This is a genomic window from Streptomyces sp. NPDC093089 (assembly GCF_044754405.1).
Taxonomy (GTDB): domain Bacteria; phylum Actinomycetota; class Actinomycetes; order Streptomycetales; family Streptomycetaceae; genus Streptomyces.
In genome coordinates this window covers 98,194-124,432 of sequence record NZ_JBIVPA010000016.1, presented here as the reverse complement: position 1 = coordinate 124,432, position 26,239 = coordinate 98,194, and the positions used below count along the sequence as shown (strand labels likewise).

Sequence of the window (26,239 nt, the reverse complement as noted above, 5' to 3'; positions counted from 1 at the left end):
TCGTCGATCGCTGTACAAGTTGACCAGTAGATCAGAGAACTCTTGCGCACCTTGCCGAACGGCGGGACATTGCTGCCATGACTGAGACCATCGATCACACCCCCTCCACCGCGCGCAAGGCCGATCCCTTCCCGGTCAAGGGAATGGACGCGGTCGTCTTCGCCGTCGGCAACGCCAAGCAGGCCGCGCACTACTACTCCACGGCCTTCGGCATGAAGCTGGTCGCCTACTCCGGACCGGAGAACGGCAGCCGCGAGACCGCCAGTTACGTCCTCACCAACGGCGCCGCCCGCTTCGTGTTCACCTCCGTCATCAAGGTCTCCACCGACCGGGGCCGCTTCCTCGCCGACCACGTCGCCGAGCACGGCGACGGCGTCGTCGACCTGGCGATCGAGGTGCCCGACGCGCGAGCCGCGTACGCCTACGCCGTCGAGCACGGCGCCACCGGCATCACCGAGCCGTACGAGCTCAAGGACGAGAACGGCACCGTCGTCCTCGCCGCCATCGCCACCTACGGCAAGACCCGCCACACCCTCGTCGAGCGCTCCGGCTACGACGGCCCCTACCTCCCGGGCTTCGTCCCCGCGAACCCCATCGTCGAGCCGCCGGCCAAGCGCACCTTCCAGGCCATCGACCACTGCGTCGGCAACGTCGAGCTCGGCAAGATGAACGACTGGGTCGGCTTCTACAACAAGGTCATGGGCTTCACGAACATGAAGGAGTTCGTGGGCGACGACATCGCGACCGAGTACTCGGCGCTGATGTCGAAGGTCGTCGCGGACGGCACCCTCAAGGTGAAGTTCCCCATCAACGAGCCCGCCATCGCGAAGAAGAAGTCGCAGATCGACGAGTACCTCGAGTTCTACGGCGGCGCCGGCGTCCAGCACATCGCCCTCGCCACCAACGACATCGTCGCCACCGTGCGCGCGATGCGGGCCGCGGGCGTCTCCTTCCTCGACACCCCCGACTCGTACTACGACACCCTCGGCGAGTGGGCCGGCGAGACCCGCGTGCCCGTCGAGACCCTCCGCGAGCTGAAGATCCTCGTCGACCGCGACGAGGACGGCTACCTGCTGCAGATCTTCACCAAGCCCGTCCAGGACCGTCCGACCGTCTTCTTCGAGATGATCGAGCGCCACGGGTCCATGGGCTTCGGCAAGGGCAACTTCAAGGCCCTCTTCGAAGCCATCGAGCGCGAACAGGAAAAGCGCGGCAACCTCTAGTCACCCCGCCGTCCCCCCGGGCCTTCGCCCGCGGGGACGGCGCCCACCCCGTTGCGGCCCAACGGCCACCGCACCCCTGTCCGGCCCGGCCGGGCCCGGCCCACCTCGTTGTGCCACAACGGACATCGCGCCCTTGTCAGGCCCGTCCGGGCCGGGCCTGGCCCACCTCGTTGTGGTGCAACGGACGGCGCACTCCGGCCCACCCCGTTGTGGGCAATCGTCCGCCAGGGGCGGGACGGGTGGGCACGACGGACGGCGCCCGTTGCCGGGCCCAGGCTTCCGCGCCCGAACCCGCACCCGTTGCGCGGCTCGCTATCGGTGCGGGTCCAGGCGCAAGTGGCGAGCGCGCCGCCGAGGGCGCCGTCCCGTGTGCCCACCCTCCCCCGGACTCCGTCCGGGGGGCCCCCACGCCCCAGCGGGACGATCGCCCACACGGAGGGTGGCCCGGCTGCCGGCGCGCGGGCCCACACGGCGGCGGGCCGGCGGAGGGCGCGTGGGTGCGGGCGCGGCCCACACGGCGGCGGGTCGGCGGAGGGCGCGTGGGTGCGGGCGCGGCCCACACGGCGGCGGGCCAGGTTGGCGGGCGCGGCCCACGCGGAGGTGGGCCAGGGCAGCGCGTGGGCCCGCATGGGGGTGCGGGTGCGTCCGGGTCGTCAGGGGGGCGGCCCGGGTGAGGTGTCCCGGTCCGGACGGGGGTTGGGTCGGGGCGTCATTCCCCCGGTTCTGTCGGCGGTGGTGTCGACGGGACCGGGGGTTTCGTCGGTTCGGGGGCCACGGCGGCGGCCTGGGACGCGGCGGCCGGGGGTTTCGTCGGTTCGGGGGACGCCGCGGTCGGGCGGAGTTCGGGGGGAAGGTCGTCGGGGAGGTCGGAGAGGGCCGCGAGGGCGGCGGAGGCGCGGGGCGCGTGGAGGGGGGAGAAGTGCGGGTTGATGCGGAGGGCTTCGGCGAGGTGCCGACGCGCGGGCCCGGCGAGGTTGAGGGTGCGTTCGATCTCGGCGCGGTGGTAGGTGAAGAGGGCGCTGCGTAGCCCTTCGTCGGTGGCGATCCGGGCGTAGCCGAGGGCTTCGCGGGTGGAGCCGGAGCGGTGGAGGGCCCAGCCGAGGGCGTCGGCGGCGCGCAGCGAGCGGTGGCCGCGGGCCCATTCGGCGCGCATGCGGACGGCCGCGGCGGCGGGGTCGCCGTGGTCCGCCTCGTAGAGGCCGAGGGTGGTCTCGGCTCCGGTCCAGGTGCCGGTGCGCAGGCGGGTGTAGAGGGCCTGGGCGTCACCGTCGCGGCCGAGCGACTGGTGGAGTTCGCCGGCTTCGAGGAGGTATTCGGGGAGCGGCAGGCGGGCGAGGGCGGCCCGCCAGTCGCGGAGTGCGTCGTCGGGGCGGCCGAGGGCGGCGAGGGCCCGTGCCCGGCCGGCGAGGGCGGGCCCGTGGTCCGGTTCGAGCCGGAGCGCGGCGTCGTACCGGGGGAGGGCTTCCGCGGGTTCGCCCCGTTCCCAGGCGAGGTCGCCGAGCCGGGCGAGCGAGGCGGCCTTCTCGGTGTCGGTCTCGGCGAGTGCGGCCGCGTCGAGGGCGGCGGCGTCGGCGTCCTCGCGCCAGCCGCGGTCGCGGTAGGTCTGGGCGGCCCGGGTGCGTACGGACGCGCCCGCGTGGAGCCCTTCGAGGGTCTCCATCGCCTTGCGGGCCGCCTTGTGGTCCCCGAGGCCGTTGTACGCGTCGATGAGCACCGGGTAGGCGGTCCAGCGCCGCGGGTCGGCCTTCCGGACCCGCTCGCCCCACTCCTTGGCGGTCTTCCAGTCGCCGCGCGCGCCCGCGAGCGTGCCGAGCCCGAGCTGCGCGGCGAGGTTGCCGCGGGCGGCGGGGCGTTCGGCGAGGGAGCGCCGCAGGGCCCGTTCGGCCCGGGGGTAGTCGCGGACGTCGCCGAGGCGCTTCCCCCGTTCCGTGTAGGCGGCGCCGAGTTCCGCCCAGGACGCGTCGTCGTCCGGGTGGGCGCGCAGCCACTTCTCGCGGTCGGCGATGAGCGCGGCCAGGTCGGGGAGCGCGGCCTGCGCGCCCGCGTGGGCGGCGATCGTCGCCCGCTCGGCCGGACCCGGCGGGGGCGGCGGCCCCTGGCCGACCAGCTCGGGGACGTACAGCAGTGCCGTCGCCGCGAGCACCGCGGCCACCCCGCCCGCGAGCACGGTCCTCGACACGTTCTGGGTCTTCATGGCGCTCACTGTGCGCCCGGACGCGCCCGTCCGAAGACCGCACGAAGCGCCCGCCCCGGCGGGTTCACACCGATGGCCCCGGGTGCCAGGCTGGGACGCATGGACGATCTCCTGACGCGGCTGCGCGCCGGTCTTCCCGCCGAGGCGCTGCTCATCGATCCGGACGTGACGGCGTCGTACGCCCGTGACATGGCGAGCTTCTGCGAGGCGGGGGCGCCCGCTGTCGTGGTGCTTCCGCGCACCGTCGAGCAGGTGCGGCACGTGATGCGGACGGCGACGGAGTTCCGTGTCCCCGTCGTGCCGCAGGGGGCCCGTACCGGCCTCTCCGGCGGCGCCAACGCCTCCGACGGCTGCATCGTGCTCTCCCTGGTGAAGATGGACCGCATCCTGGAGATCAACCCGGTCGACCGGATCGCCGTCGTCGAGCCGGGTGTCGTCAACGCCGTGCTGTCGCGGGCCGTCGCCGAGCACGGCCTGTACTACCCGCCGGACCCGTCAAGCTGGGAGTCGTGCACCATCGGCGGGAACATCGGGACCGCCTCCGGGGGCCTGTGCTGCGTCAAGTACGGGGTGACCGCCGAGTACGTCCTCGGTCTCGACGTGGTCCTCGCCGACGGGCGGCTCCTGACCACCGGCCGGCGCACCGCGAAGGGCGTCGCCGGATATGACCTGACCAGGCTCTTCGTCGGCTCCGAGGGCAGCCTCGGCATCGTCGTGGGGGCGGTGCTCGCGCTCAAGCCGCAGCCGCCCGCGCAGCTCGCGCTCGCCGCCGAGTTCCCCTCCGCGGCGGCGGCCTGCGCGGCCGTCTGCGCCATCATGGAGCGGGGCCACACGCCGTCGCTGCTCGAACTGATGGACCGCACCACCGTCCAGGCGGTCAACAAGCTGGCGCGCATGGGGCTGCCGGACACCACCGAGGCGCTGCTCCTGTGTGCCTTCGACACTCCGGATCCGTCCGCCGACCTGGCCGCCGTGGGGGAGCTGTGCGTGGCGGCGGGTGCCACCGAGGTCGTCCCGGCCGCGGACGCCGCCGAGTCCGAACTCCTCCTCCAGGCGCGCCGGCTCTCGCTCACGGCCCTGGAGACGATCAAGTCCGCGACGATGATCGACGACGTGTGCGTGCCGCGGACGCGGCTGGCCGAGATGCTCGACGGCACCGCGGCCGTGGCGGAGAAGTACGGCCTGACGATCGGCGTCTGCGCGCACGCCGGCGACGGCAACACGCATCCCGTCGTCTGCTTCGACCACACCGACGAGGACGAGTCGCGGCGGGCCCGGGAGTCCTTCGACGAGATCATGGCGCTCGGGCTCGCCCTCGGCGGCACGATCACCGGCGAGCACGGCGTGGGCGTCCTCAAGAAGGAGTGGCTGGCACGGGAGCTGGGCCCGGTCGGCCTGGAGCTCCAGCGCGGCATCAAGGCGACCTTCGACCCGCTGGGGCTGCTCAACCCCGGAAAGCTGTTCTGAGGCCCCCTCAGGGCGCTGTACGGGGGTCACAGCTCGCCGTCCTGCGACTCGTCCGACGGCCACGGGTCGCGCAGCCACAGCTCGTCGGTGGCCACGGTGGTCGCCAGCAGTTCGGCCAGCCCGTCGTCCAGGCCGAGCCGCTCGGACTCGGTGCCCGGCGGGACGGCCCGCAGGGTGCGCTCCAGCCAGGCCGACACCTGCGCGGACGGCGCTTCGAGGAGGGCGTCGCCGTCGGGGGAGGAGAGCGCCATCAGGATGACGCTGCGGCCGTCGACCTTCGTGGGCCAGATGCGCACGTCCCCGTGGCCGCAGGCCCGGAAGACGCCCTCGACGAGGAGTTCGCGCGCGAAGGTCCAGTTGACCGGGTGCTCCGTGCCGACGTGGAAGGTGATGTGGACGGCGTACGGGTCGTCGGTGCGGTAGGCGAGCCGGGCGGGGACCGGGATGGCGCGCTCGGGGGAGAGCACCAGCTTCAGCTCCAGCTCGCGCTCGACCGTGGTGTTGTCGGTGTTCTGCATGGTCGCGCTCCTTGTCTCGGACGGCCCCGTGCGGGCCTTCACCGGGAGAGAGCGGGGTCCCCGCGGTTCATTACGCGACTTCGGGAAGTTTTTTCGGGAAGTTTTTCCGGGGCGGCTCCGGGCAGGAAGCGGGGCGGGGAGCCGGGCGGTGAGCCGGTCGCGAGGGCGGTCGGGGGATCGGTCCCGGCATCGGTCCCGGCATCGGTCTCGGGACAGGTCTCGGGATCGGTCGGACGAGGGCCGGATGCACCGGCCCGAACCTCACCGGGAGTGATCGATTCCGGTAGGTGTCCCTCGAAGGCGGCCTTTCTCGCGGGCTCTTTGTTCCCTCGGGGACGTTCTTCGTTACTGTCCTCCTTGGGCGCGGCACGCCCGGCGAGCGGCCGTGCGGATCAAACGCGTTGTGACTGAACGGAGTCGGGGCAGTGGCTACTCCTCCCGGAGGCGGCGAAGAGGTACCGCAGGCGGGGTACTACCCGGATCCGTCCATTCCCGGGTACATCCGGTACTGGAACGGCGGCGCCTGGGTCCCCGGCACGAGCCGGCCCGCGCCCCCGGAGGGCCAGGTCCCGCCCCACCCGCCCGCCTCGGCCGTCCCGGCAGGCCCGATCCTGGCCTCCGGACCCGCGCCGGCACCCGTCCAGCCCTCCGCCCGACCCGCGGAGCCGCTCCGACCCGCGGAGCCGCTCCGGCACACGGAACCCGCCCGGCACACGGAACCCGCCCGGACCCCGGAACCCGCCCGGACCCCGGAACCCGCCCGGACCCCGGAACCCGCCCGGCACACGGACCCCGCCCGGATCCCGGACCCGGTCAGGACCCCGGACCCGGTCCAGGCCCCCGAGCCCGTCCGGACCCAGGGCCCCGCCCCCGTGCAGCCCTCCGCTTCCGTGCCGGCCCAGCACGGGCCCGGCGGGGCCCAGCCGCAGCACCGGGCGGCGGCTCCGGCGCAGGCGCACGGACCCGTACCGGCGGTGGAGGAGACCGGGCCCGTCTTCTTCGACGAGGAGCCGGCCGCTCCGGAGCCGGCCTCGGCCTGGCAGGCGGACAGCGCCCGGCAGACCGGCTTCGGCGGCGACCTCGACCGGAAGGTCTCCTGGGGCGCGCCCCGGGCGGCCGACCCGCGCACCCCGGCGGAGTGGCCGGTCGCGGGCGGGACCGAGCCGGCCGAGGCGCCGGCCGAGTCCCCCGCGCGGGTGCCCGACCCCCGGGCGACGGGCGGCGCCGCCCGTCTCGGCGGGATGCCGGTCACGCCGATCCCCACGCCCTCCCCGGAGCCCGTGCAGCCCCGGCCGGAGCCGCAGCCCCGGCCCCAGCCCGCGCAGTCGGCCCCGGCGCCCGCGGCGGCCGCACCCGCGGCTGCCCCGTCGACGCCCTCCTGGGCGCAGCAGCAGCAACAGCAACAACCGCAGTCGCAGGCGCAGCAGGAGCAGCAGCCCGTCGTCCCCTGGAAGCCGCCCGTCGAGGACGTGTTCCAGCAGGCGGCCCGCGAGCAGGCGGCGGCCAGGCCGGCGGGGCTCGGCAGGCGTCTGACGGCGCGGCTGATCGACACCGTCGTCCTCGGGGCGCTGGTCGGCGCGGCCTCCTTCCCGTTCGTGACCGCGGCCCTCGACCACATCGACGGAAAGATCGAGGCGGCCCGGCAGTCCGGGGTCACCGTCCAGGTCTGGCTGGTGGACTCGACGACCTCCGTCCAGTTCGGCATCGCGCTGGGCGCGCTGTTCGTGCTCGGCGTCCTGTACGAGGCGCTGCCGACGGCCAAGTGGGGCCGGACGCTGGGCAAGAAGCTGTGCGGTCTCCAGGTGCGGGACATCGAGGGGCACCAGCCGCCGACGTTCGGGAAGGCCCTCGTCCGCTGGCTCCTCTACAGCGTCCTCGGGCTCCTGGTCGTCGGCGTGCTCAACGTCCTGTGGTGCCTCTTCGACCGCCCGTGGCGGCAGTGCTGGCACGACAAGGCGGCCCGCACCTTCGTGGCGCGCTAGCGCGCCCCCGGGCCGTCCCCCGAACGGGCGGCGATCTTTTGCGGGGTCGTCGCCCCCGGGATGCACTGCCCCCATGAGCACCGACCAGCCGCCGCCCGGCCAGCCGCCCGACGAGGACCCGTTCCGCAAGAGGCCGCAGGAGCCCACGCCCCCCTCCGCCGGCGAGCCGCCACCCGGCGGGCCTCCGCCGGGAGGACCCCCGCCGGGAGGACCCCCGCCCGGCGGGCCGCCGCCCGGGAACCCGTACGGCTCCCCGTACGGCAACGTGCCGCCCCCGCCCCCGTACGGGAGCGGCTACGGCGGGGGGTACGGCGGGACGGATCCGCTGTCGGGGATGCCGCCGCTGGCGGACTCCGGGCGCCGCATCCTGGCGCGGCTCGTCGACTGGTTGATCATCGCGATTCCGCTGGCGGTCATCGGCATCCCGTTCGACGTCTACGAGCGGGCCACCCGGGACGGGAACGACTTCGGCGACACGGTCAACAGCTTCAACGGCGGCAGCCAGCTGGTCTTCCAGCTCATCACGATCGTCGCGTACGTGGCGTACGACACGGTGATGGTGGCCAAGAACGGCCAGACCCTCGGCAAGAAGCTGATGAAGCTGCGGGTCGCGATGCTCAACGACGGCTCGACGCCCCCGATGAGCCAGTCGCTGCTGCGCGCCGTGGTCCTCTGGCTGCCCGCGCTGATCTGCTGCGCCTGCCTGTGGCCGCTGCTGCTGCTGATCCTGATCCTGGTCGACAAGCCGTACAAGCAGGGCCTGCACGACAAGGCGGCGAAGACGGTGGTGGTCTCGGTCCCGCAGTAGCGACCCGTTCGTCCGGGTACGCGCGCGCGTGCGCGGATGTGTACGCCTACGGGAACGGACGAAGCGTCACGAACCGATCCGGGTATCGGCGCCCGCGCCCACGCGCGGAGCCGGTACGCGGATCGTCTCGCTCCCGGCGGGCGCGGGAACCGCGGCGGGGCTCTTGACGGGCCTCGTCCGTGCGGGCATCGTCACCGCCACGAGAATGCCGAGGAGGAGTCCGGCGGCGCAGATCACCGCGATGCCGAGGGTCGTCGTCACGCGCGAGAGCAGCAGCAGGGCGACGGTCGTGAGGACGACGGTGGCCGAACCGTAGGCGAGCTGCGCGGCGTTCGGACGCTGCATGACGGGTACCGCCCTCTCGGGACATCGGTTCGACTCTATGACGGTGGATGCCCGAGCGGGGTGGGAAGTAAGCGTGACCTTACCCACGCCGCCGGTGCACGGGGGGCGCACAGGGTCACGAGATGCCCAATTCTCGGCCGGGATGCGCCTCCTGGGTGTCCGAATAGCGGAATCCGGCTCCCGCATAGTGCACTTGGTCTGTGCAAGTCAAGATCTGTCTTTTCTTGTCTCACTCCGGTCGAATGTCGTCACTTGTGACGCGCGACCCCGCCGGACGGACACCCCACCATTCGGTCCGAGGGCGGCGGGCGCCGGGGAGGAACACACCAAGTGACCAACAGACGACGGGCGATCAGAGCGTCCGCAGTCGTCGTGGCGCTCGCGGCCACCGCCGCCACCGCCTCGACCTTCACCACCGCCTGGGCCGACAACCACGGAAGCGTGGAGCCGGCCGGCATCCAGACCGTCGACAAGACGACGGTCGACCACGACCTCGAAGGCCCGTTCAGCGAGCAGCAGGCCCAGCAGCGCAAGGCCGCGCTGGAGCAGGTGCTCAACGGCGAGGCCAAGGTCGAGAAGCGCGGCGGCTCTCAGGTCGTCAAGCTCGGCAGCAAGAAGTACGTCGAGCTGGGCCGTGAGAAGACCGACAAGATCTTCACCATCCTCGTCGAGTTCGGCGACCAGGTGGACAACACCACCCTGGTCGACCGCAAGGACGACGACACGCCGGACCTGAAGCCGAAGTACGGCGGCGCGCCCGGCCCGCTGCACAACGCGATAGCCAAGCCCGACCGTGCGAACGACAACTCCACGGCCTGGCAGGCGGACTACAACCAGCAGCACTTCCAGGACCTGTACTTCGGCACCGGCAAGGACGCCAAGGGACAGCCCAAGCAGTCGCTGAAGACCTACTACGAGAAGACCTCGTCCGGCCGCTACTCGGTCGACGGCACGGTCTCCGACTGGGTCAAGGTCCCGTACAACGAGGCCCGTTACGGCTCGAACTACTGCGGCCAGAGCAACTGCGCCAACGTCTGGGACACCGTCCGCGACGGTCTGAACGCCTGGGTCGCCGACCAGAAGGCCAAGGGCCAGACCGACGCCCAGATCAAGGCCCAGCTCGCGTCGTACGACCAGTGGGACCGCTACGACTTCGACGGCGACGGCAACTTCAACGAGTCCGACGGCTACGTCGACCACTTCCAGATCGTGCACGCGGGCGAGGACGAGTCCGCCGGCGGCGGCGCCGAGGGCAGCGACGCCCTGTGGGCCCACCGCTGGTACGCCTACGGCACCAACGCGGGCAAGACCGGTCCGGCCAACAACAAGGCCGGCGGCACCCCGATCGGTGACACCGGCATCTGGGTCGGCGACTACACGATGCAGCCGGAGAACGGCGGCCTCGGCGTCTTCGCGCACGAGTACGGCCACGACCTCGGTCTGCCGGACCACTACGACACCGCGGGCGGCGAGAACTCCACCGGGTTCTGGACGCTCATGTCCTCCGGTTCCTGGCTCGGCCAGGGCAAGGACGCCATCGGCGACCTGCCCGGCGACATGACCGCCTGGGACAAGCTGCAGCTCGGCTGGCTGAACTACGCCAAGGTCAGCGACTGGCAGCGCTCCACCAAGACCACCCACAAGCTGGGCGTCGCGGAGTACAACACCAAGAACCCGCAGGCGCTCCTCGTCGAGCTGCCGAAGAAGCAGGTCACCACCGACGTCGTCGCGCCCGCCGAGGGTGCCACGCAGTGGTGGAGCAACATGGGTGACGACCTCAAGAACACCCTGACCCGCTCCGTCGACCTCACGGGCAAGACGTCCGCCTCCCTGGAGCTCCAGGGCTGGTACGACATCGAGCTCGACTACGACTACCTCTACACCGAGGTGTCGACCGACGGCGGCGCCAACTGGACCGCCCTGGACGGCACCGCCGACGGCGTGGCCCTCCCGAAGGACGCCTCCGGCGCCCCGGCGCTGACCGACGTCTCCGGCGCGCACAAGAAGCTCGTCTACGACCTGGGCGCCTACGCGGGCAAGAAGTTCGACCTCCGCTTCCGCTACCAGACGGACGGCGGCGCGGGCGGCAAGGGCTTCACCGCCGACGCCATCACGCTGACCGCCGACGGTGCCACCGTCTTCTCGGACAACGCCGAGAACGGTGACAACGGCTGGGTGTCGAAGGGCTTCTCGCGCATCGCGAAGGGCTTCACCAAGGAGTACGAGCAGTACTACATCGCGGAGAACCGCCAGTACGTCTCGTACGACGCGACCCTCAAGGTCGGCCCGTACAACTTCGGTTTCACGGGTGACAAGTCGGGCTGGGTCGAGCACTACCCGTACCAGAACGGCCTGCTGATCTGGAAGTGGGACCTGTCCCAGAAGGACAACAACACCTCCCAGCACCCGGGCGCCGGTCTGGTCCTCCCGATCGACGCGCACCCGAGCCCGCTGAAGTGGTCCGACGGCACGCTGATGCGCAACCGCGTGCAGTCGTACGACGCGCCGTTCAGCCTGTCCCGCACGGACGGCTTCGCGCTCCACAAGGCCGGCGTCTCGACCTGGGTCCCGTCCCAGGCCGGCAACCCGACCTTCGACGACCGCAAGGGCGTCTACTGGTTCGCCGAGACCCCGCGTGCCGGTGTCCAGGTAACTGACACCAACACCAAGATCCAGGTCGTCAAGGAGCCGAAGGATGGCCAGACGATCACGGTTCAGGTCGGTCCCTCGACCAAGTAATTAGTAAAACCGCAGGTCAAACCATGATCGGCCGTCGCCCCCTAGCGGGCGGCGGCCGATCGTGTTTAGGTGCCTCTGACGCTTTTCTTATTGACATCTGATCCACGGGGGAGTGGTTCCGCATGCCCAACGGAGGGTTCTGCAAGCTGCCGGGCGGCAGCGTGGTCGTCGCGATAGGGCTCCCGAGCCCGGCCCGCGACGGTGCCACGGTCCGCTTCCTGGTGCACGCCGCGAACCGAGCCCGCGCCCTGACCCGGCTGCGGAACCTCGGCCTGCGCGCGGTCTACCTCCGCGGGAACAGCGAGCCGCCCACCCCGGACGAGATCACGGCCGTCCTGCACCACCCCGACGGCCTGCTGTGGAGATCGACCTCGGGCGCCGCGCAGGAGCTCTGGCACCCCGTACGGTCCCTCCCGAGGGAACCCGCGGCGTAGGGCCCGTCCGGCCCTGATCTGCCGGACGGGCCCGGCCCGACGGGCCACCGGCCCCGAGCCCCCTCACGCCCCTCCGGGGAGCGTGAGGGCGTCGATCCTGGCCGCGAGGTCCGGGTGTGCGGCGGCCAGGTGCGGTCGGGCGGCGGCCAGGGGGATGAGGAGGTCGGCCGCGTCGTCGTGGGCGAGGGCCGCGTGGAGCTCGCCGAGCGGACGGCGGGCGGCGGGGGCGAGGTCGTCGAGGGCGGTGATCTGGCCGGCGAGGCGGCGCAGGTCGGCGGCGTTGCCGCGGGCCCGGGTGGCCGTGGTGCGCTCGGCGGCCCGAGCCTGGCGGGTGGCCGTCACGCGCTGCTCGCCGGTGCTCCCGACGGGGCCGGGGCGGCCGCGCAGATAGCGCCGCTCTGCCGCCTGGCGGCTGGCGACGCCGAGGGGCTGGGCGAGGTCCGCCCAGCTCGCGCCCGCATCGCGGGCGGTTTCGATCAGGCCCGTCTCCCATCCCGCGAGTTCCTCGCGCACGTGCCGCAGCAGCGTCAGGGAGGCCAGCGCCTGCTCCGCGCCCGGGCCGTCGCCCCCGGGAGCGTCCGGGGAGTCCCGCTGGGCGTCGCGCAGGACGTCGCCTATGGCCGTGAGGGCTGCCGCGGCGGCGAGGAACGACGCCGGGCCGTATGCGTACGCGCCGGGCTCCGGTGGCGGTTCGGCTGCGGTCACGGGCACCTCCCGCAGTTTGTCATCATGTCGACGACATCGTGTTTGTCATCCATTGGATGACATGTTACAACGGTGTCAGTGAGGCGCATTGGCAGCTACTGCCTGAACCTGCTGGAGGTGTTTTCACGATGTTGATGCGCACTGACCCCTTCCGCGAGCTGGACCGGCTGGCACAGCAGATGATGGGACCGGGCACCTGGTCCCGCCCGTCGGCGATGCCGATGGACGCCTACCGCGAGGGCGACGAGTACGTCGTGGCCTTCGACCTTCCCGGTGTCAGCGCCGACGCGATCGACATCGACGTCGAGCGGAACATGCTCACCGTCAAGGCCGAACGCAGGCCGACGGCGAGGGCCGGCGACGTGCAGATGGAGCTGTCCGAGCGGCCGCTGGGAGCCTTCTCCCGCCAGATCGTGCTCGCCGACACCCTCGACACCGAGCGCATCGAGGCCGACTACGAGGCGGGCGTGCTCACCCTTCGCATCCCGATCGCCGAGCGCGCCAAGCCCCGCAAGATCTCCATCGGCGTCGGTTCCGACCGCAAGGAGATCTCCGGCTGACACCGGCCGGACACACGCGGAGGACGGGCACCCGATCTCCCCCCGCCCGTCCTCCGCACCCCGTGGGCAGTCCGAAGAGGAGAAGGGGGCGGCAGAGATGAGTCCGCGAGGCGCGGCCTTCCTCGACGACGTGAGGGAACGCGGCGCATACGACACCACCGAGGAAGCCGAGCGCGCGGCCCGTGTCGTGCTCGCCCTGCTCGGCGCGCACCTCGTCGGCGACGTCCGCGCCCATCTCGCGGCGCGCCTGCCCGAGGGCTTCGCCCTGATCCTGCTCAACCCGCTGCAGAGCGTCGAACCGCTCTCCCCGGAGCGGTTCGTCCGGGCGACCGCCGCCTGGGTCGAGGGCGCCACCGAGCGGACCGCGTCATGGGACGTCAGTGCCGTGCTGTCCACCGTCGCCGACGTCGCGGGCGACGACCTGCTGGGGCAGATCCTGTTCCAGCTGCCCGTCGGCTACGACCTCCTCTTCGGCCGCCCCGAGCCCATCTGACCGATACGGGTGGTGCCGCACCCTCCGGCACCACCCCACCCCGACCACCCCCTGTTCCACGAAAGGCATGCACCGCAGTGATCTCCGACGCGCGCGTATCGCATGAGCACCGGCAGTCGTACGGGACGGCGTACGAGCAGATGCTGGAGAAGGTCCGTTACGAAGGCGCCTACCCCACCCGCGAGCGGGCCGACGAGGCCGTCCGCATGGTCCTCGGGGGGCTGGGGCGCCAGCTGACCGGCGACGAGCGCGTCGACCTCGCCGCCTGCCTGCCCCTGGAGGCCGCCCGCGCCCTCACCGCGCAGGTCCCCGACCTCGAGCCCCTGACGGGCTGGGCCTTCGTCAAGGACCTCGCGGCCCGCAGCGGCGCCTCCCCGGCCGCCACCCGCTGGGACACCGGATCCGTCTTCGCCGCCGTCGCCGCCCACGCCGGTCCCGACCTCGTCACCCGCATCCTGAACCGGCTCCCCACCGGCTACGCCCTGCTGTTCGGCCGCGCCGAACTCGTGTCGGCCGCCTAGGGAACGAGCGGGCCCGTCCCGCCGGAGGGGCTCAGGCGACGACCGGCTTGCCGGTCAGCTCCACGCCCGCCGTCCGGAGCTCGTCGAGGGCCCGGTCCGTGGTCTCCTTCGCGACGCCCGCCGTCAGGTCGAGCAGCACCAGGGTCCGGAAGCCCTCCCGCGCCGCGTCCAGGGCCGTCGCCCGCACGCAGTGGTCGGTGGCGATCCCGACCACGTCGACCTCGGTGACGTCCCGGTCGCGCAGCCACTCCGCGAGCGTCACGCCGTTCTCGTCGAACCCCTCGAAGCCGCTGTACGCGGCGGAGTACGCGCCCTTGTCGAAGACGGCGTCGATCGCGCCGCTGGCGACGGCGGGAGCGAAGTTCGGGTGGAAGCCGACGCCCTCCGTCCCGGCCACGCAGTGCACCGGCCACGAGGACACGTAGTCCGGGTCCTCGCCGGCCGGCGCGAAGTGCGCGCCCGGGTCGACGTGGTGGTCCCGGGTGGCGACCACGTGCCGGTAGGAGGTGCCCGCCGCCTGGCCGACCAGGTCGGTGATGGCGGCGGCGACGTCCGCGCCGCCCGTCACCGCGAGGCTGCCGCCCTCGCAGAAGTCGTTCTGAACGTCCACAACGATCAATGCGCGGTGCATGGCGGGTGTCCTTAGCGCGTCGGATGGGGGTGGGGTCTCGGAGACGGGTTCGAGCCTAGAGACTTCCCCCTCCCGGCGGGAGGGGGCGTCCCCGAGGACTCCGCCGGGTGCTCCCGCGGGAGCACCCGGCGGTGCTACAGGTACTCCGTCGGCAGCACCGGCTCGCCCCGGGAGAGCTGGATCGCCGACATCGGCAGCCCGGCGCGCGCCGCGATGTGCCGCGACCGGGCGGTCTCCAGCGGCTCCCGGGCCACCACGCCGCCGCCCTTGACCAGCTCGACCAGGAGCTGGTGGTCGGCGAGCTCCGGCGGGACGGGACCGGTGCCCAGGACCTCGGCCTCGGCGACCCCGTACGCGTCCGGACGGCGGGCCGCCCACTTGCGGCCGCCGACCGACGCCTTGCCGCCCATGGACTTCTTGGCGACCGGCACCAGGGGCGCCTTCGGGTCGGCCGACGCGGCCCGCGCCACCAGCTTGTAGACCATGGAGCAGGTCGGGTGGCCGCTGCCGGTCACCAGCTGCGTCCCCACCCCGTACGCGTCGACCGGGGCCGCCGCGAGCGAGGCGATGGCGTACTCGTCGAGGTCCGAGGTGACCACGATCCGCGTGTCGCGCGCGCCCAGCTCGTCGAGCTGCGCCCGCACCCGGTGGGCGACGAGCAGCAGGTCGCCGGAGTCGATCCGGACGGCCCCGAGCTCGGGCCCGGCCACCTCGACGGCGGTCCGGACGGCCTCGGCCACGTCGTAGGTGTCGACGAGCAGGGTCGTCCCGCGCCCCAGGGAGTCGACCTGGGCCCGGAAGGCGTCCCGCTCGCTGTCGTGGAGCAGGGTGAAGGCGTGGGCGGAGGTGCCGACGGTCGGGATGCCGTAGCGGAAACCGGCCGCGAGGTCCGAGGTGGAGTCGAAGCCGCCGACGTAGGCGGCGCGGGAGGCGGCGACGGCCGCCAGCTCGTGGGTGCGGCGGGCGCCCATCTCGATCAGGCGCCGTCCGCCGGCCGCGGCCGACATGCGGGACGCGGCCGCGGCGATGGCCGAGTCGTGGTTGAGGATGGAGAGGATCACCGTCTCCAGGAGCACGCACTCGGCGAAGGAGCCCTCGACGCGCAGCACGGGCGAGCCGGGGAAGTACACCTCGCCCTCGGGGTACCCCCAGATGTCGCCGGAGAAGCGGTAGCGGGCCAGCCACTCCAGCGTCGGCTCGTCGACGATGCCGCGCTCGCGCAGGAAGCCCAGGACGGCGGGGTCGAACCGGAAGTTCTCGACGGCGTCCAGGACGCGTCCGACGCCCGCGAGGACGCCGTAGCGGCGCCCTTCGGGCAGCCTCCGGGTGAAGACCTCGAAGACGGAGCGCCGGTCGGCGGTTCCGGCCCGCAGGGCCGCCTGGAGCATGGTCAGCTCGTACTGATCGGTGAAGAGCGCGGTCGACGGCACGTCCACCGGCAGCCCAAGGTCCGCAGCGTTCATGTCGGCGATGCTAGCGCAGAAATCGTCAGTCTGACGATTTCTATCGCCGGATGTCTTCCGCCCGGGTCCCGCCCGTACGGGACCCGGGACACGCCCCGTTTGTGCGACGGGCCCCCAGGGGTGACAACATGGGGTGAGTGAGCGTCGCGCCTATTGAGATCGAACGTACGGAATCGGCCGAGGAGGTCTCCGCGGTCGCCGAACCCGACGTGCCGTGGGTGACCCTCGTGCACAACGATCCGGTCAACCTGATGAGCTACGTGGAGTACGTCTTCCAGTCGTACTTCGGCTACTCCAAGGACAAGGCGCACAAACTGATGCTCGACGTGCACAACAAGGGCCGTGCGGTGGTGTCCAGCGGCACCCGCGAGGAGATGGAGCGCGACGTGCAGGCGATGCACGGCTACGGCCTCTGGGCGACCCTCACCCAGGACCGCTTCTGATGGCCGGCCACTTCGAGTCCCTGCCCGGCGGCGGCGCCGCCGTCGCGCTCGACGACGTCGAGATCTCCATCCTCCGCTCCCTCGCCGTGCAGCTCATGGAGTTGATCGGGCCGGGCGACGAGCCGGCGGCGGACGCCGACCCGCTGGCCGCGCTGTTCTCCGAGGGGCCGAGCGAGCCGCCGTCCGACCCGGCGCTCAAGCGCCTCTTCCCCGACGCGTACGGCGACGACAGCGAGGAGCTGCGGGCGGCCGCCTCCGACTTCCGCCGCTACACGGAGAACGACCTGCGGGCCCGCAAGCGCGAGGACGCCCTCGTGGTGGTCCGCGCCCTGGACGGGCTCTCCGCCGAGGTGGCGGGCGAGGGCGGCGCGGTCCTGAAGCTGACCCCCGACGAGTCCCGGGCCTGGCTCGGCGCGCTCAACGACCTCCGGCTGACCATCGGGACCCGCCTCGACGTCACGGACGACGAGGAGAGCGAGCAGCTGTACCGGCTGCCGGACTCCGATCCGCGCAAGCCGATGGTGATGGCGTACCTCTGGCTGGGGGCGCTCCAGGAGTCCCTCGTCATGACCCTGATGCCGTAGCGGGGTCTCCCCGACGGCGGGTGTTCGCTCAGCGGACGCTCAAATCCGGATAACGAATGCGTTATCGGAGCGTCCGCCGTGCCATCTTGAGTTCCTTTTGTCCGCATTTTTATGTGGCGCAGGTCACGCGCGACTCCCTCGATCGCCTCCCACCCCGTGATAAATCTTCACGACCGCTCGGGGACGCCACCCCTGTTCCCGAGGGCGCTTGGACCGGCTGACCGCCGGTGGCACTCCATCCACATCCGGGGGGATCAGGAACTGGTCCGCAGCAGACTCACTCGCAGTCGCGCGGATCGGTATGGAGAAAGGCGCACCACCATGACCTCAGTGCAGGTCGATCAGCAGCACGACGGCAATGAGGCCGAGGACTCCGCACCGGGCGAGGGCTACCACCGGGCACTCGGCGCCCGCCAGATCCAGATGATCGCGATCGGCGGCGCCATCGGCACCGGACTGTTCCTCGGTGCGGGCAAGGGCATCTCCATCGCGGGACCGAGCCTGATCCTCGCGTACGCCGCCGCCGGACTCGTCATCTTCTTCATCATGCGGGCGCTCGGCGAGCTCCTCATGTACCGCCCGGTCTCGGGCTCCTTCTCGGAGTACGCCCGCGAGTTCATGGGCCCCTTCGCGGGCTTCGTGACCGGCTGGACGTACTGGCTCTTCTGGGTCGTCACCGGCATCACCGAGGTCACCGCCGCGGCCACCTACATGACCTACTGGTGGGACATCCCGCAGTGGCTCTCGGCCCTCGTCTTCACGGTCATCCTCTACGGTGCCAACCTGATCTCGGTGAAGCTCTTCGGTGAGCTCGAGTTCTGGTTCTCCATGGTCAAGGTCACCGCGATCGTCGGCATGATCCTCATCTGCGCCGGCATCCTCACCCTCGGCTTCTCCGACGCGGGCGACACCGCCTCCGTCACCCACCTGTGGGACCTCGGCGGCTTCTTCGCCGGCAAGGACGGCATCTACTCCACCCTGATGACCCTCCAGATGGTCATGTTCGCCTTCCTCGCCGTCGAGCTCGTCGGCGTCACCGCCGGTGAGTCGAAGGACCCGAAGACCGTCCTGCCCAAGGCCATCAACACCGTGCCGTGGCGCATCGCCGTCTTCTACGTCGGCGCGCTCATCATGATCCTGTCGGTCGTCCCGTGGACCGAGTTCAAGCCGGGCGTCTCCCCGTTCGTCGCCGCCTTCGAGAAGATGGGCCTCGGCGTCGGCGCCGCCATCGTCAACTTCGTCGTCCTGACGGCCGCGCTCTCCTCCTGCAACTCGGGCATGTACTCCACCGGCCGCATGCTGCGCGACCTCGCGCTCAACGGCCAGGGCCCGAAGGTCTTCACGAAGCTGACCCGCTCCGGCACCCCGCTGATCGGCACCACCTTCTCGGCCGCGCTGATGATGGTCGGCGTCTGGATCAACTACCAGTGGCCCGGCGAGGCGTTCAACTACGTCGTCTCCTTCGCGACCATCTCCGGCATGTGGGCCTGGATCGCCATCCTGATCTGCCACATCCGCTACCGCTCCAAGGCCGACCGCGGCGAGCTGCCCGAGTCCTCCTTCAAGGCGCCCGGCGGCATCTGGCTCAGCGCCTTCGCCCTGGCCTTCCTCGCCCTGGTCATCGTGACCATGGGCATGGACGAGGGCAACCGGGTCGCGCTGTACGGCGCCCCCGTCTGGGGCCTCGTCCTCGCCGTCTCCTACCTGGTCCTCAAGGCCCGCAACCCCGAGGGCGCCGCCTTCGCCAAGCGTTCCTGACCTGCCAGGTCTCAGCATCCGGGCCGTTCCGTACCACTCCTCGGTACGGAGCGGCCCGTCTGCTTATCCTGTCGGCATGCTGACCATCACCCGGGCCCTGTACGACCAGATCGTGGAACACTCCCGCGCGGACCACCCCGACGAGGCCTGCGGCGTGGTCGCCGGCCCGGCCGGCAGCGGCCGCCCCGAGCGGTTCGTCCCGATGCTGAACGCCGCCCGCTCGCCCACCTTCTACGAGTTCGACTCGGCGGACCTCCTCAAGCTCTACCGCGACATGGACGACCGGGACGAGGAGCCCGTCATCGTCTACCACTCGCACACCGCCACCGAGGCCTACCCGTCCCGCACGGACATCACGTACGCCAACGAGCCCCAGGCCCACTACGTCCTCGTCTCCACCGCCGACACCGACGACGCCGGCCCCTTCCAGTTCCGCTCCTTCACCATCGTCGACGGCGTCGTGACCGAGGAGGACGTCGAGATCGTCGAGTCCTACGCATAGGACCCGCCTCTCCGCGTGGACCGGAACCCACCCGCTCCTACGCGTAGGACGCGTCCGCCGCCGTCGTGCGGAACCGCGCCAGACAGGCGGGGGGCGTCACCCCGAAATGCCGGGCGAACGCCCTCCGCAGCGTCTCGTCGCTCCCCGGCACGACCAGCGTGTCCGCGCCCGCCACCGCCGCCACCGAACTCGTCCGCGACACCACGAGCGACCTGATCTACGACCACTCCCGCCGCGTCCGCCTCTTCGGCGCCCTCCAGGGCCGCGCCCGCGGCCTCGCCTTCGACGCCGAACTCCTCTACGACGGCGCGACGTTCCACGACCTCGGCCTCGGCGAGAAGCACCGGAGGAGCGGACGCCGCTTCGAGGTCGACGGCGCCGAGGAGGCCGCCGCCTTCCTCCGCGCCCAGGGCGCCGACGAGGACGCCGTCCGCCGCGTCTGGACCGCGATCGCCCTCCACACCACCCCCGGCGTACCCGCGTTCATGGAACCCGAGGTCGCGCTCGTCACCGCCGGCGTGGAGTACGACGTCCTCGGCATCGGCTACGACGACCCCGCCGCCGTCCGCCCCGGCGACCGGGCCGCGATCGTCGCCGCCCACCCCCGCCCCGACTTCAAGCGCCGCATCCTGGAGGCCTTCGCCGAAGGCATCGCCCCCAAGCCGGACACCGCCTTCGGCAACGTCAAGGCCGACGTCCCGCGCCACCACGTGCCCGGCTTCGTCCCCGGCGACTTCGTGACCACCATCCGCGACCCGTCCTGGCCCGAGTGAGTGAGACACTGGCCGGGACCAAGGGCGGCAGGACCCAGGAAGCCGGTGCGAATCCGGCACGGTCCCGCCACTGTGACCGCCTCCCCCGGGGAGGCGGAAGCCAGGAACTGACCTGCCGCCTCCCACCACCGATCGGGGACGTGGAAATCCCCGGAGGAGGCCCGTTCCGCCATGCCCTGGCGTCGCCCGCTGCTGTCCGCAGCCGCCCTGATCCCGCTGCTCGCCGCCTGCTCGGCCGCCCCCGAGGCCGCCGCGCCGCCCGCGAAGCCCGCCGCCGGATTCCCGTACACCGTCACCAACTGCGGTGTGCAGCACACCTACCAGGCCCCGCCCCGGCGCGCGGTCACCATGAACCAGCACGTCACCGAGATCATGCTCGCCCTCGGCCTGGAGAAGTCGCTCGTCGGCACCGCCTACCTCGACGACGCGATCCTGCCCGCGTACGAGAAGGCGTACGACAGCGTGCCCGTCCTGGCGAAGGAGTACCCGTCGAAGGAGGCGCTCCTCGCCGCGAACCCCGACTTCGTGTACGGCGGCTACTCCTCGGCGTTCTCCGCCAAGGACGGCCGGAGCCGCGACGACCTGGGCCGCTCCGGCATCGCGACCCGTCTCAACACCGAGTACTGCCCGACCGGTTCGCCCTCCGTCGACGACCTCTACCGCGAAGTCCGCGAGACCGGAAGGACGTTCGGCGTACCCGACCGGGCCGAGGCGTGGATCCGGCAGGCCCGTGCCACCGTCGCCGCGACCGAGAAGCGGCTGAAGGCCACCCGGCCCGTCTCCGTCTTCGTGTACGACAGCGGCGACAAGACCGCCTTCACCGCCGGCGGCAAGGGCATCGGCAACGAGCTCATCACCCGCGCCGGCGGCCGGAACGTCTTCGCCGACCTCGACAAGGCCTTCGGCGACGCCACCTGGGAACAGGTCGTCGACCGCCGCCCGGACGTCATCGTGATCTACGACTACGGCTCCACCACCGTCGCACAGAAGAAGAAGCGGCTCCTCGACGACCCGGCGCTCAAGGACGTGCCCGCCATCAGGAACCACCGGTTCGCCGTGATGCCCCTCTCCGACACCGTCCTCGGCGTCCGCGTCCCCGCCGCCGTCGACAAGCTCGCCGCCCAGCTCCACCCCGCCCAGCCCCACCCCGCACGGTGAGCACCGCCCTCCGCCCGGCCCGGACCCCCGCCCGCACGGCGGCCCCGGGCCCCGGCCCCGCCCGCCCCGCGCGGTACGCCCTCGTCGTCGCCGGACTCGTCCTCGCCCTCGCCGCCGCCGCGCTCGCCTCCCTCGCGCTCGGCTCCGTCCGCATCCCGCCCGGCCAGGTCCTCGACGCCCTCACCGGACGGGCGGGCCCCTCGCCCCACCGGACGATCGTGCTCGACGTACGGCTGCCCCGCGTCCTCCTCGGCACCGTCGTCGGCGCCGGACTCGCCGTCGTCGGCGCCGTCCTCCAGGCCCTCGTCCGCAACCGGCTCGCCGACCCCTTCCTCCTCGGGATCTCCTCCGGAGCCTCCGCCGGCGCCGTCCTCGTCCTGGTCCTCGGCATCGGGGGAGGGGTCACCACCACCCTCGCCCTGCCCGCCGGAGCCTTCGCCGGCGCCCTCCTCGCCCTCGTCCTCGTCTACGGGCTCGCCCGCCGCGGCGGGACCATGACCGGCGCCCGGCTCGTCCTCGCCGGCGTCGCCGTCTCCTACGTCCTCTCCGCCCTCGCCACCCTGCTCCTCGTCGTCGCCGGCCGGCCCGAGCAGTTCCAGGAGGCGATGTACTGGTCCCTCGGCGGCCTCGGCAGCGCCCGCTGGGACACCCTCGCCCTGCCCGCCGCCGTCCTCGCCGCCGGCGTCGGCGTCCTCCTCGCCCTCGCCCGCCCCCTCGACCTGCTCCTCACCGGCGAGGAGGGCGCCACCGTCCTCGGCCTCGACACCGCCCGCTTCCGCGCCGCCGTCTTCGTCCTCGCCTCCCTCGTCACCGCCGTCATGGTCGCGGCCAGCGGAGCCGTCGGCTTCGTCGGCCTGATGGCCCCGCACGCCGCCCGCCTCGCCGTCGGCGCCCCGCACCGCCGCCTCCTGCCGGTCGCCGCGCTCGGCGGCGCGCTCGCCCTCGTCCTCGCCGACCTCGCCGCCCGCACCGTCGCCGCACCCCAGGACATCCCCGTCGGCGTCCTCACCGCCCTCACCGGCGGCCCCTTCTTCCTCTGGCTGATGCGCCGCCGCCCGGAAGGAACGCCCCTGTGACCGCGCCGCACCACCCGGAAGGACCCCGCCCGTGACCGAGCTCCGCCTGCGCGGACTCTCCTACGAGGACCGCCTCCGCTCCGTCGACCTCACCGTCGGCCCCGGCGAGACCGTCGGCCTCATCGGCCCCAACGGCAGCGGCAAGACCACCCTCCTGCGCTGCGTCTACGGCACCCTCGCCCCCACCTCGGGCCACGCCACGCTCGACGGCGACGACCTCCGCGCCCTCGGCCCCAAGGCCCGCGCCCGCCGCGTCGCCACCGTCCCGCAGGACGCCGGCGCCGAGTTCGAACTCACCGTCCGCGAACTCGTCGCCCTCGGCCGCTCCCCGCACAAGCGCTTCTGGGAGGGCGACACGGACGCCGACCGGGAGCACGCGGCCGCCGCCCTCGCCCGCGTCGGCCTCACGGACCTCGCCGACCGCCCCTACCCCACCCTCTCCGGCGGCGAACGCCAACGCGCCCTCGTGGCCCGCGCCCTGGTCCAGGACCCGGCGCTCCTCGTCCTCGACGAGCCCACCAACCACCTGGACGTCCGCCACCAGCTCGACGTCCTCGCCCTCGTCCGCACCCTGGGCACCACCAACCTGCTCGCCCTCCACGACCTCAACCTCGCCGGGGCGTACTGCGACCGCCTCTACGTCCTCGAACGCGGCCGGATCGTCACCGGCGGCACCCCCGCCGAGGTCCTCACCCCCGCCCTCCTCGACGCCGTCTACGGGGTGGACGCCGAGGTCATCCCGCACCCGAGGACGGGCAGCCCGACCGTCGTCTACCTGCACGGTCCGCCAGGCGGTCAGGAACCATCCACCATGTGAGATCACATTCCGGAACCCGGACCGGGAATCGATACGATGAGCCCATGGTTTCCCACGACGTGAGCGAAGAGACTCCGGGCGCACTCATGCTCGTAGGCCGCCTGCACGTCGACCTGTGCCGCCTCGCCAGCGCGATGTGTACGACCCGCGCTGCGTTCTGAACGACCGGCGAACGACCGGCCGAGCGCACCTCACCGCACGACCCCTCCGCGCGGGGCCCCAGCAGCGCGCCCACCACGCCACTTCCGACAGGAGCCCACGCCATGGCCATCGAGGTCCGCATCCCGACCATCCTCCGCACCTACACCGACGGCGAGAAGGCCGTCGAGGGCAGCGGTGACACCCTCGCCGAGCTCTTCGCCGACCTGGAGTCCCGCCACAACGGGATCGAGGCCCGCATCGTCGACGGCGGCAAGCTCCGCCGCTTCGTCAACGTCTACCTGAACGACGAGGACGTCCGCTTCCTCGACGGCATCGACACCAAGCTCACCGACGGCGACAGCGTCACGATCCTGCCGGCCGTCGCCGGCGGCATGGTCTGATCCACATGCGCTACGACTCCTCGCTGGCCGCGGTCGGCAACACGCCGCTGGTCCGCCTCCCCCGGCTCTCGCCCTCGGACGACGTCCGCATCTGGGCGAAGCTGGAGGACCGCAACCCGACCGGCTCGGTCAAGGACCGCCCCGCGCTCCACATGATCGAGCAGGCGGAGAAGGACGGCCGGCTCACCCCCGGCTGCACCATCCTGGAGCCGACCAGCGGCAACACCGGCATCTCCCTCGCCATGGCCGCCAAGCTCAAGGGCTACCGCATCGTCTGCGTCATGCCCGAGAACACCAGCGAGGAGCGGCGGCAGCTGCTCGCCATGTGGGGCGCGGAGATCATCTCGTCCCCCGCGGCGGGCGGCTCCAACACGGCGGTGCGCGTCGCCAAGGAGCTGTCCGCCGAGAACCCGTCCTGGGTGATGCTCTACCAGTACGGCAACCCGGACAACGCGGGCGCCCACTACGCCACCACCGGGCCCGAGATCCTCGCCGACCTCCCCTCCATCACGCACTTCGTCGCCGGCCTCGGCACGACGGGCACGCTGATGGGCGTCGGCCGCTACCTCCGCGAGCACAAGCCCGACGTCAAGATCGTCGCCGCCGAACCGCGCTACGACGACCTCGTCTACGGCCTCCGCAACCTCGACGAGGGCTTCGTCCCCGAGCTCTACGACGCCTCCGTCCTCACCACCCGCTTCTCCGTCGGCTCCGCCGACGCCGTCACCCGCACCCGCGAACTCCTCCAGCAGGAGGGGATCTTCGCCGGCGTCTCCACCGGCGCCGCCCTCCACGCGGCCATCGGCGTCGGCAACAAGGCCCTCAAGGCAGGCGAATCCGCCGACATCGCCTTCGTCGTCGCCGACGGCGGCTGGAAGTACCTCTCCACCGGCCTCTACACCGCGGCCACCACGGAAGAGGCGATCGCGACGGTCCAGGGCCAGCTCTGGGCGTAGCCCCCACCCCGCTACCGCGCGAGATGGCGGACCTGGTCCCACACGACCGGGTCCGCCGTTCCGACTCTCCGGCGGAAATCCCCCACGGGAACCTCCCGCAGCTCGTCCGTCTCCAGGAAGCTCGGCCGCCCCTGCGCGTCGCCCACCGCCCCCGGCGGCAGCGCGATCACCCCCGGCCGCTCGTCGTGGTACTTGCTGGTGATCTTCGCGACGAGCGCGCTGCCCCCGCGTACCGACAGCACCAGACAGGGCCGGTCCTTCGACCCGGGCCCGTCCTCGAAGGGCACGTCGGCCCACCAGATCTCGGCCGCCCGCGGCGCCCGCCCCGGAGCCCGCCGGGGCCCTTCGGGCCGCGCCTTCGGCCGGACCGGCGGCCGGGCCGGCGGACGCGTCCGCCCCGACGGCCCCCGCCGCGGCCGCCGTGACGACCGCTTCCGCCCGTCGGCGAGCGCCACCACCAGCGCGATCACCACGACCGCGACCAGCGCGGGCCACCACGACGTGTCCATACCTCAAGACGGTACCGGCGCACGGTTCACTTCGCCGTAGCGGCCCGCCATCCATCCGAACCGGTGACAGAGCCCGTGAGTTCGCCCACAACGGGCCACCACGAAGGAGCGACAGGCCCTGGTGCGCCTTACGCTCGACAGATCGCACAGCCTCCCCCCTCCCCAGCGCGCTTTCCGTACCCGTCCACGGAGGTTCACGCTCCATGAAGCTCACCGTCGTCGGTTGCTCCGGGTCGTTCCCGTCCGCGGATTCGGCCTGTTCGAGCTACCTCGTCGAGGCCGACGGCTTCCGGTTGCTCCTCGACATGGGCAACGGCGCCCTGGGCGAGCTGCAACGACACATCGGTCTGTACGACCTCGACGCGATCTTCCTCAGTCATCTGCACGCGGACCACTGCATCGACATGTGCGGGTACTTCGTCGCCCGCTACTACCGGCACGAGGGCGGACGCTGCGACGCGATCCCCGTCTACGCGCCGGAGGGCGCCGAGCAGCGGCTGACCACGGCGTACGCGGACACCCCGTCCGCCACGGCGATGAGCGAGGTCTTCGACTTCCGCACGCTGAAGTCGGGCAGCTTCGAGATCGGCCCGTTCTCCGTCCGCACGGAGAAGGTCTGCCACCCGGTCGAGGCGTACGCCATCCGGGTCGAGCACGGCGGCCGTTCCCTCACGTACTCCGGTGACACCGGCGTCTGCGAAGCCCTTCACGACCTCGCCGACGGCGCCGACCTCTTCCTCTGCGAGGCCTCCTTCACCCACGGCAAGGAGGACATCCCCGCCCTCCACCTCAACGGCCGGGAGGCCGGCGCCCAGGCGACCCGCGCCGGCGTCGGCCGTCTCGTCCTCACCCACATCCCCCCGTGGACCGACGGCGAGCAGAACCTGACGGACGCCCGCGCGCTCTACACGGGCCCGTCGGAGCTGGCCAGGCCGGGCGCGGTGTACGAGGTCTGAGTCGGCTCGTGCGGAATCCGCTCGTACGGAATCCGCCGGTACGCGATCCGCTCGTACGGACAAGGGGAAGGCCCCGGAACCT

28 protein-coding genes and 1 riboswitch are annotated in these 26,239 nt (G+C 72.2%); of the genes, 21 read left to right on the top strand and 7 right to left on the bottom strand.

The genetic code is table 11. The annotated features are described in order from the left end of the window. The first annotated feature begins 77 nt into the window (after positions 1 to 77). On the top strand, positions 78 to 1,223 hold the full coding sequence (hppD, locus tag ACIQFX_RS32315; protein ID WP_402470553.1) for a 4-hydroxyphenylpyruvate dioxygenase: 1,146 nt from the start codon (positions 78 to 80) through the stop codon (positions 1,221 to 1,223). A 709-nt stretch (positions 1,224 to 1,932) separates the two neighbouring features. Here the strand turns inward: hppD and ACIQFX_RS32310 are convergent. Further along, positions 1,933 to 3,417, bottom strand: coding sequence for a tetratricopeptide repeat protein (locus ACIQFX_RS32310; RefSeq protein ID WP_402470552.1), 1,485 nt, complete (start codon positions 3,415 to 3,417; stop codon positions 1,933 to 1,935). A 99-nt stretch (positions 3,418 to 3,516) separates the two neighbouring features. On the opposite strand from ACIQFX_RS32310, the gene ACIQFX_RS32305 reads away from it, so the two are divergent. After that, entirely contained in the window at positions 3,517 to 4,884 is a 1,368-nt protein-coding gene (locus tag ACIQFX_RS32305) for an FAD-binding oxidoreductase (RefSeq protein WP_402470550.1), read from the top strand. 26 nt (positions 4,885 to 4,910) lie between these two features. Here ACIQFX_RS32305 and ACIQFX_RS32300 read toward each other — a convergent pair whose 3' ends face one another. Further along, the gene (locus tag ACIQFX_RS32300; protein WP_402470549.1) at positions 4,911 to 5,402 is read right to left on the bottom strand and encodes an SsgA family sporulation/cell division regulator; all 492 of its coding nucleotides are present in this window, start codon (positions 5,400 to 5,402) and stop codon (positions 4,911 to 4,913) included. Positions 5,403 to 5,827: 425 nt separating this feature from the next. Between ACIQFX_RS32300 and ACIQFX_RS32295 the strand changes: the two genes are divergently transcribed. Together ACIQFX_RS32295 and ACIQFX_RS32290 are read left to right on the top strand one after the other, a co-directional pair. Further along, on the top strand, positions 5,828 to 7,384 hold the full coding sequence (locus ACIQFX_RS32295) for an RDD family protein (protein ID WP_402470546.1): 1,557 nt from the start codon (positions 5,828 to 5,830) through the stop codon (positions 7,382 to 7,384). A gap of 73 nt (positions 7,385 to 7,457) precedes the next feature. Then, positions 7,458 to 8,192, top strand: a complete 735-nt coding sequence (locus tag ACIQFX_RS32290; protein WP_402470544.1) for an RDD family protein — start codon at positions 7,458 to 7,460, stop codon at positions 8,190 to 8,192. Between the two features lie 66 nt (positions 8,193 to 8,258). Here ACIQFX_RS32290 and ACIQFX_RS32285 read toward each other — a convergent pair whose 3' ends face one another. Continuing rightward, a complete protein-coding gene (locus ACIQFX_RS32285; RefSeq protein WP_402470541.1) occupies positions 8,259 to 8,537 on the bottom strand; it encodes a hypothetical protein in 279 nt (92 codons plus the stop codon). A 330-nt stretch (positions 8,538 to 8,867) separates the two neighbouring features. Between ACIQFX_RS32285 and ACIQFX_RS32280 the strand changes: the two genes are divergently transcribed. Together ACIQFX_RS32280 and ACIQFX_RS32275 are read left to right on the top strand one after the other, a co-directional pair. After that, positions 8,868 to 11,276 carry an immune inhibitor A domain-containing protein gene (locus ACIQFX_RS32280; RefSeq protein ID WP_402470540.1) on the top strand — a complete coding sequence of 803 codons (2,409 nt, stop codon included), beginning with the start codon at positions 8,868 to 8,870 and terminating at the stop codon, positions 11,274 to 11,276. 122 nt (positions 11,277 to 11,398) lie between these two features. Beyond that, positions 11,399 to 11,710 (top strand): hypothetical protein, encoded by a 312-nt coding sequence (locus ACIQFX_RS32275; RefSeq protein WP_402470538.1) that lies wholly within the window; start codon positions 11,399 to 11,401, stop codon positions 11,708 to 11,710. 63 nt (positions 11,711 to 11,773) lie between these two features. On the opposite strand, the gene ACIQFX_RS32270 is transcribed toward ACIQFX_RS32275, so the two are convergent. Next, positions 11,774 to 12,415 carry a type III effector protein gene (locus ACIQFX_RS32270; protein WP_402470536.1) on the bottom strand — a complete coding sequence of 214 codons (642 nt, stop codon included), beginning with the start codon at positions 12,413 to 12,415 and terminating at the stop codon, positions 11,774 to 11,776. Positions 12,416 to 12,543: 128 nt separating this feature from the next. Between ACIQFX_RS32270 and ACIQFX_RS32265 the strand changes: the two genes are divergently transcribed. The 3 genes from ACIQFX_RS32265 (at position 12,544) to ACIQFX_RS32255 (ending at position 13,989) form a co-directional block, all read left to right on the top strand. Further along, the gene (locus ACIQFX_RS32265) at positions 12,544 to 12,975 is read left to right on the top strand and encodes an Hsp20/alpha crystallin family protein (protein ID WP_402470535.1); all 432 of its coding nucleotides are present in this window, start codon (positions 12,544 to 12,546) and stop codon (positions 12,973 to 12,975) included. A 97-nt stretch (positions 12,976 to 13,072) separates the two neighbouring features. Next, the gene (locus tag ACIQFX_RS32260; RefSeq protein ID WP_402470533.1) at positions 13,073 to 13,468 is read left to right on the top strand and encodes a DUF2267 domain-containing protein; all 396 of its coding nucleotides are present in this window, start codon (positions 13,073 to 13,075) and stop codon (positions 13,466 to 13,468) included. 77 nt (positions 13,469 to 13,545) lie between these two features. Continuing rightward, positions 13,546 to 13,989, top strand: coding sequence for a DUF2267 domain-containing protein (locus ACIQFX_RS32255; RefSeq protein ID WP_402470531.1), 444 nt, complete (start codon positions 13,546 to 13,548; stop codon positions 13,987 to 13,989). A gap of 31 nt (positions 13,990 to 14,020) precedes the next feature. Here the strand turns inward: ACIQFX_RS32255 and ACIQFX_RS32250 are convergent, their stop codons facing one another. Both ACIQFX_RS32250 and ACIQFX_RS32245 read right to left on the bottom strand, forming a co-directional pair. After that, positions 14,021 to 14,620 (bottom strand): nicotinamidase, encoded by a 600-nt coding sequence (locus tag ACIQFX_RS32250; RefSeq protein WP_402470530.1) that lies wholly within the window; start codon positions 14,618 to 14,620, stop codon positions 14,021 to 14,023. Positions 14,621 to 14,754: 134 nt separating this feature from the next. Next, complete coding sequence (locus ACIQFX_RS32245; RefSeq protein ID WP_402470527.1) at positions 14,755 to 16,083, bottom strand: nicotinate phosphoribosyltransferase; 1,329 nt, start codon at positions 16,081 to 16,083, stop codon at positions 14,755 to 14,757. A gap of 137 nt (positions 16,084 to 16,220) precedes the next feature. On the opposite strand from ACIQFX_RS32245, the gene clpS reads away from it, so the two are divergent. The 11 genes from clpS to ACIQFX_RS32190 all read left to right on the top strand — a co-directional run bounded on the left by clpS (position 16,221) and on the right by ACIQFX_RS32190 (position 24,692). After that, positions 16,221 to 16,526, top strand: a complete 306-nt coding sequence (gene clpS / locus ACIQFX_RS32240; RefSeq protein WP_402470525.1) for an ATP-dependent Clp protease adapter ClpS — start codon at positions 16,221 to 16,223, stop codon at positions 16,524 to 16,526. Further along, positions 16,526 to 17,110, top strand: a complete 585-nt coding sequence (locus ACIQFX_RS32235; protein WP_402470522.1) for a DUF2017 domain-containing protein — start codon at positions 16,526 to 16,528, stop codon at positions 17,108 to 17,110. The genes clpS and ACIQFX_RS32235 overlap by 1 nt, the downstream gene beginning before the upstream one ends. Before the next feature lie 321 nt (positions 17,111 to 17,431). Further along, on the top strand, positions 17,432 to 18,868 hold the full coding sequence (locus tag ACIQFX_RS32230) for an amino acid permease (RefSeq protein WP_402470520.1): 1,437 nt from the start codon (positions 17,432 to 17,434) through the stop codon (positions 18,866 to 18,868). 76 nt (positions 18,869 to 18,944) lie between these two features. After that, on the top strand, positions 18,945 to 19,370 hold the full coding sequence (locus ACIQFX_RS32225; protein WP_402470518.1) for a Mov34/MPN/PAD-1 family protein: 426 nt from the start codon (positions 18,945 to 18,947) through the stop codon (positions 19,368 to 19,370). Between the two features lie 158 nt (positions 19,371 to 19,528). Continuing rightward, positions 19,529 to 20,143, top strand: coding sequence for an HD domain-containing protein (locus ACIQFX_RS32220; RefSeq protein ID WP_402470516.1), 615 nt, complete (start codon positions 19,529 to 19,531; stop codon positions 20,141 to 20,143). A gap of 35 nt (positions 20,144 to 20,178) precedes the next feature. Next, positions 20,179 to 20,253: riboswitch (cobalamin riboswitch) on the top strand. Between the two features lie 61 nt (positions 20,254 to 20,314). After that, complete coding sequence (locus ACIQFX_RS32215; RefSeq protein ID WP_402470515.1) at positions 20,315 to 21,301, top strand: ABC transporter substrate-binding protein; 987 nt, start codon at positions 20,315 to 20,317, stop codon at positions 21,299 to 21,301. Then, a complete protein-coding gene (locus ACIQFX_RS32210; protein WP_402470512.1) occupies positions 21,298 to 22,377 on the top strand; it encodes a FecCD family ABC transporter permease in 1,080 nt (359 codons plus the stop codon). The genes ACIQFX_RS32215 and ACIQFX_RS32210 overlap by 4 nt, the downstream gene beginning before the upstream one ends. A gap of 31 nt (positions 22,378 to 22,408) precedes the next feature. Continuing rightward, positions 22,409 to 23,194, top strand: a complete 786-nt coding sequence (locus ACIQFX_RS32205; protein WP_402470511.1) for an ABC transporter ATP-binding protein — start codon at positions 22,409 to 22,411, stop codon at positions 23,192 to 23,194. 44 nt (positions 23,195 to 23,238) lie between these two features. Next, entirely contained in the window at positions 23,239 to 23,355 is a 117-nt protein-coding gene (locus ACIQFX_RS32200) for a putative leader peptide (protein WP_402470508.1), read from the top strand. A 102-nt stretch (positions 23,356 to 23,457) separates the two neighbouring features. Next, the gene (locus tag ACIQFX_RS32195) at positions 23,458 to 23,736 is read left to right on the top strand and encodes a MoaD/ThiS family protein (RefSeq protein WP_376480262.1); all 279 of its coding nucleotides are present in this window, start codon (positions 23,458 to 23,460) and stop codon (positions 23,734 to 23,736) included. Between the two features lie 5 nt (positions 23,737 to 23,741). Continuing rightward, complete coding sequence (locus ACIQFX_RS32190) at positions 23,742 to 24,692, top strand: PLP-dependent cysteine synthase family protein (RefSeq protein ID WP_017237081.1); 951 nt, start codon at positions 23,742 to 23,744, stop codon at positions 24,690 to 24,692. Positions 24,693 to 24,703: 11 nt separating this feature from the next. On the opposite strand, the gene ACIQFX_RS32185 is transcribed toward ACIQFX_RS32190, so the two are convergent. Continuing rightward, positions 24,704 to 25,201, bottom strand: a complete 498-nt coding sequence (locus tag ACIQFX_RS32185) for a type II toxin-antitoxin system PemK/MazF family toxin (RefSeq protein ID WP_402470505.1) — start codon at positions 25,199 to 25,201, stop codon at positions 24,704 to 24,706. A gap of 203 nt (positions 25,202 to 25,404) precedes the next feature. On the opposite strand from ACIQFX_RS32185, the gene ACIQFX_RS32180 reads away from it, so the two are divergent. Continuing rightward, positions 25,405 to 26,157, top strand: coding sequence for an MBL fold metallo-hydrolase (locus ACIQFX_RS32180; protein WP_402470503.1), 753 nt, complete (start codon positions 25,405 to 25,407; stop codon positions 26,155 to 26,157). Positions 26,158 to 26,239 lie beyond the last annotated feature (82 nt).

Coding starts and splice junctions, on each gene's coding strand:
- ACIQFX_RS32230 (WP_402470520.1), top strand. CDS start 17,432: ATGACCTCAGTGCAGGTCGATCAGCAGCACGACGGCAATGAGGCCGAG.
- ACIQFX_RS32300 (WP_402470549.1), bottom strand. CDS start 5,402: ATGCAGAACACCGACAACACCACGGTCGAGCGCGAGCTGGAGCTGAAG.
- ACIQFX_RS32190 (WP_017237081.1), top strand. CDS start 23,742: ATGCGCTACGACTCCTCGCTGGCCGCGGTCGGCAACACGCCGCTGGTC.
- ACIQFX_RS32250 (WP_402470530.1), bottom strand. CDS start 14,620: ATGCACCGCGCATTGATCGTTGTGGACGTTCAGAACGACTTCTGCGAG.
- ACIQFX_RS32245 (WP_402470527.1), bottom strand. CDS start 16,083: ATGAACGCTGCGGACCTTGGGCTGCCGGTGGACGTGCCGTCGACCGCG.
- ACIQFX_RS32285 (WP_402470541.1), bottom strand. CDS start 8,537: ATGCAGCGTCCGAACGCCGCGCAGCTCGCCTACGGTTCGGCCACCGTC.
- ACIQFX_RS32235 (WP_402470522.1), top strand. CDS start 16,526: ATGGCCGGCCACTTCGAGTCCCTGCCCGGCGGCGGCGCCGCCGTCGCG.
- ACIQFX_RS32275 (WP_402470538.1), top strand. CDS start 11,399: ATGCCCAACGGAGGGTTCTGCAAGCTGCCGGGCGGCAGCGTGGTCGTC.
- ACIQFX_RS32180 (WP_402470503.1), top strand. CDS start 25,405: ATGAAGCTCACCGTCGTCGGTTGCTCCGGGTCGTTCCCGTCCGCGGAT.
- ACIQFX_RS32200 (WP_402470508.1), top strand. CDS start 23,239: ATGGTTTCCCACGACGTGAGCGAAGAGACTCCGGGCGCACTCATGCTC.
- ACIQFX_RS32225 (WP_402470518.1), top strand. CDS start 18,945: ATGCTGACCATCACCCGGGCCCTGTACGACCAGATCGTGGAACACTCC.
- ACIQFX_RS32185 (WP_402470505.1), bottom strand. CDS start 25,201: ATGGACACGTCGTGGTGGCCCGCGCTGGTCGCGGTCGTGGTGATCGCG.
- ACIQFX_RS32310 (WP_402470552.1), bottom strand. CDS start 3,417: ATGAAGACCCAGAACGTGTCGAGGACCGTGCTCGCGGGCGGGGTGGCC.
- ACIQFX_RS32215 (WP_402470515.1), top strand. CDS start 20,315: ATGCCCTGGCGTCGCCCGCTGCTGTCCGCAGCCGCCCTGATCCCGCTG.
- hppD (WP_402470553.1), top strand. CDS start 78: ATGACTGAGACCATCGATCACACCCCCTCCACCGCGCGCAAGGCCGAT.
- ACIQFX_RS32265 (WP_402470535.1), top strand. CDS start 12,544: ATGTTGATGCGCACTGACCCCTTCCGCGAGCTGGACCGGCTGGCACAG.
- ACIQFX_RS32260 (WP_402470533.1), top strand. CDS start 13,073: ATGAGTCCGCGAGGCGCGGCCTTCCTCGACGACGTGAGGGAACGCGGC.
- ACIQFX_RS32290 (WP_402470544.1), top strand. CDS start 7,458: ATGAGCACCGACCAGCCGCCGCCCGGCCAGCCGCCCGACGAGGACCCG.
- ACIQFX_RS32305 (WP_402470550.1), top strand. CDS start 3,517: ATGGACGATCTCCTGACGCGGCTGCGCGCCGGTCTTCCCGCCGAGGCG.
- ACIQFX_RS32195 (WP_376480262.1), top strand. CDS start 23,458: ATGGCCATCGAGGTCCGCATCCCGACCATCCTCCGCACCTACACCGAC.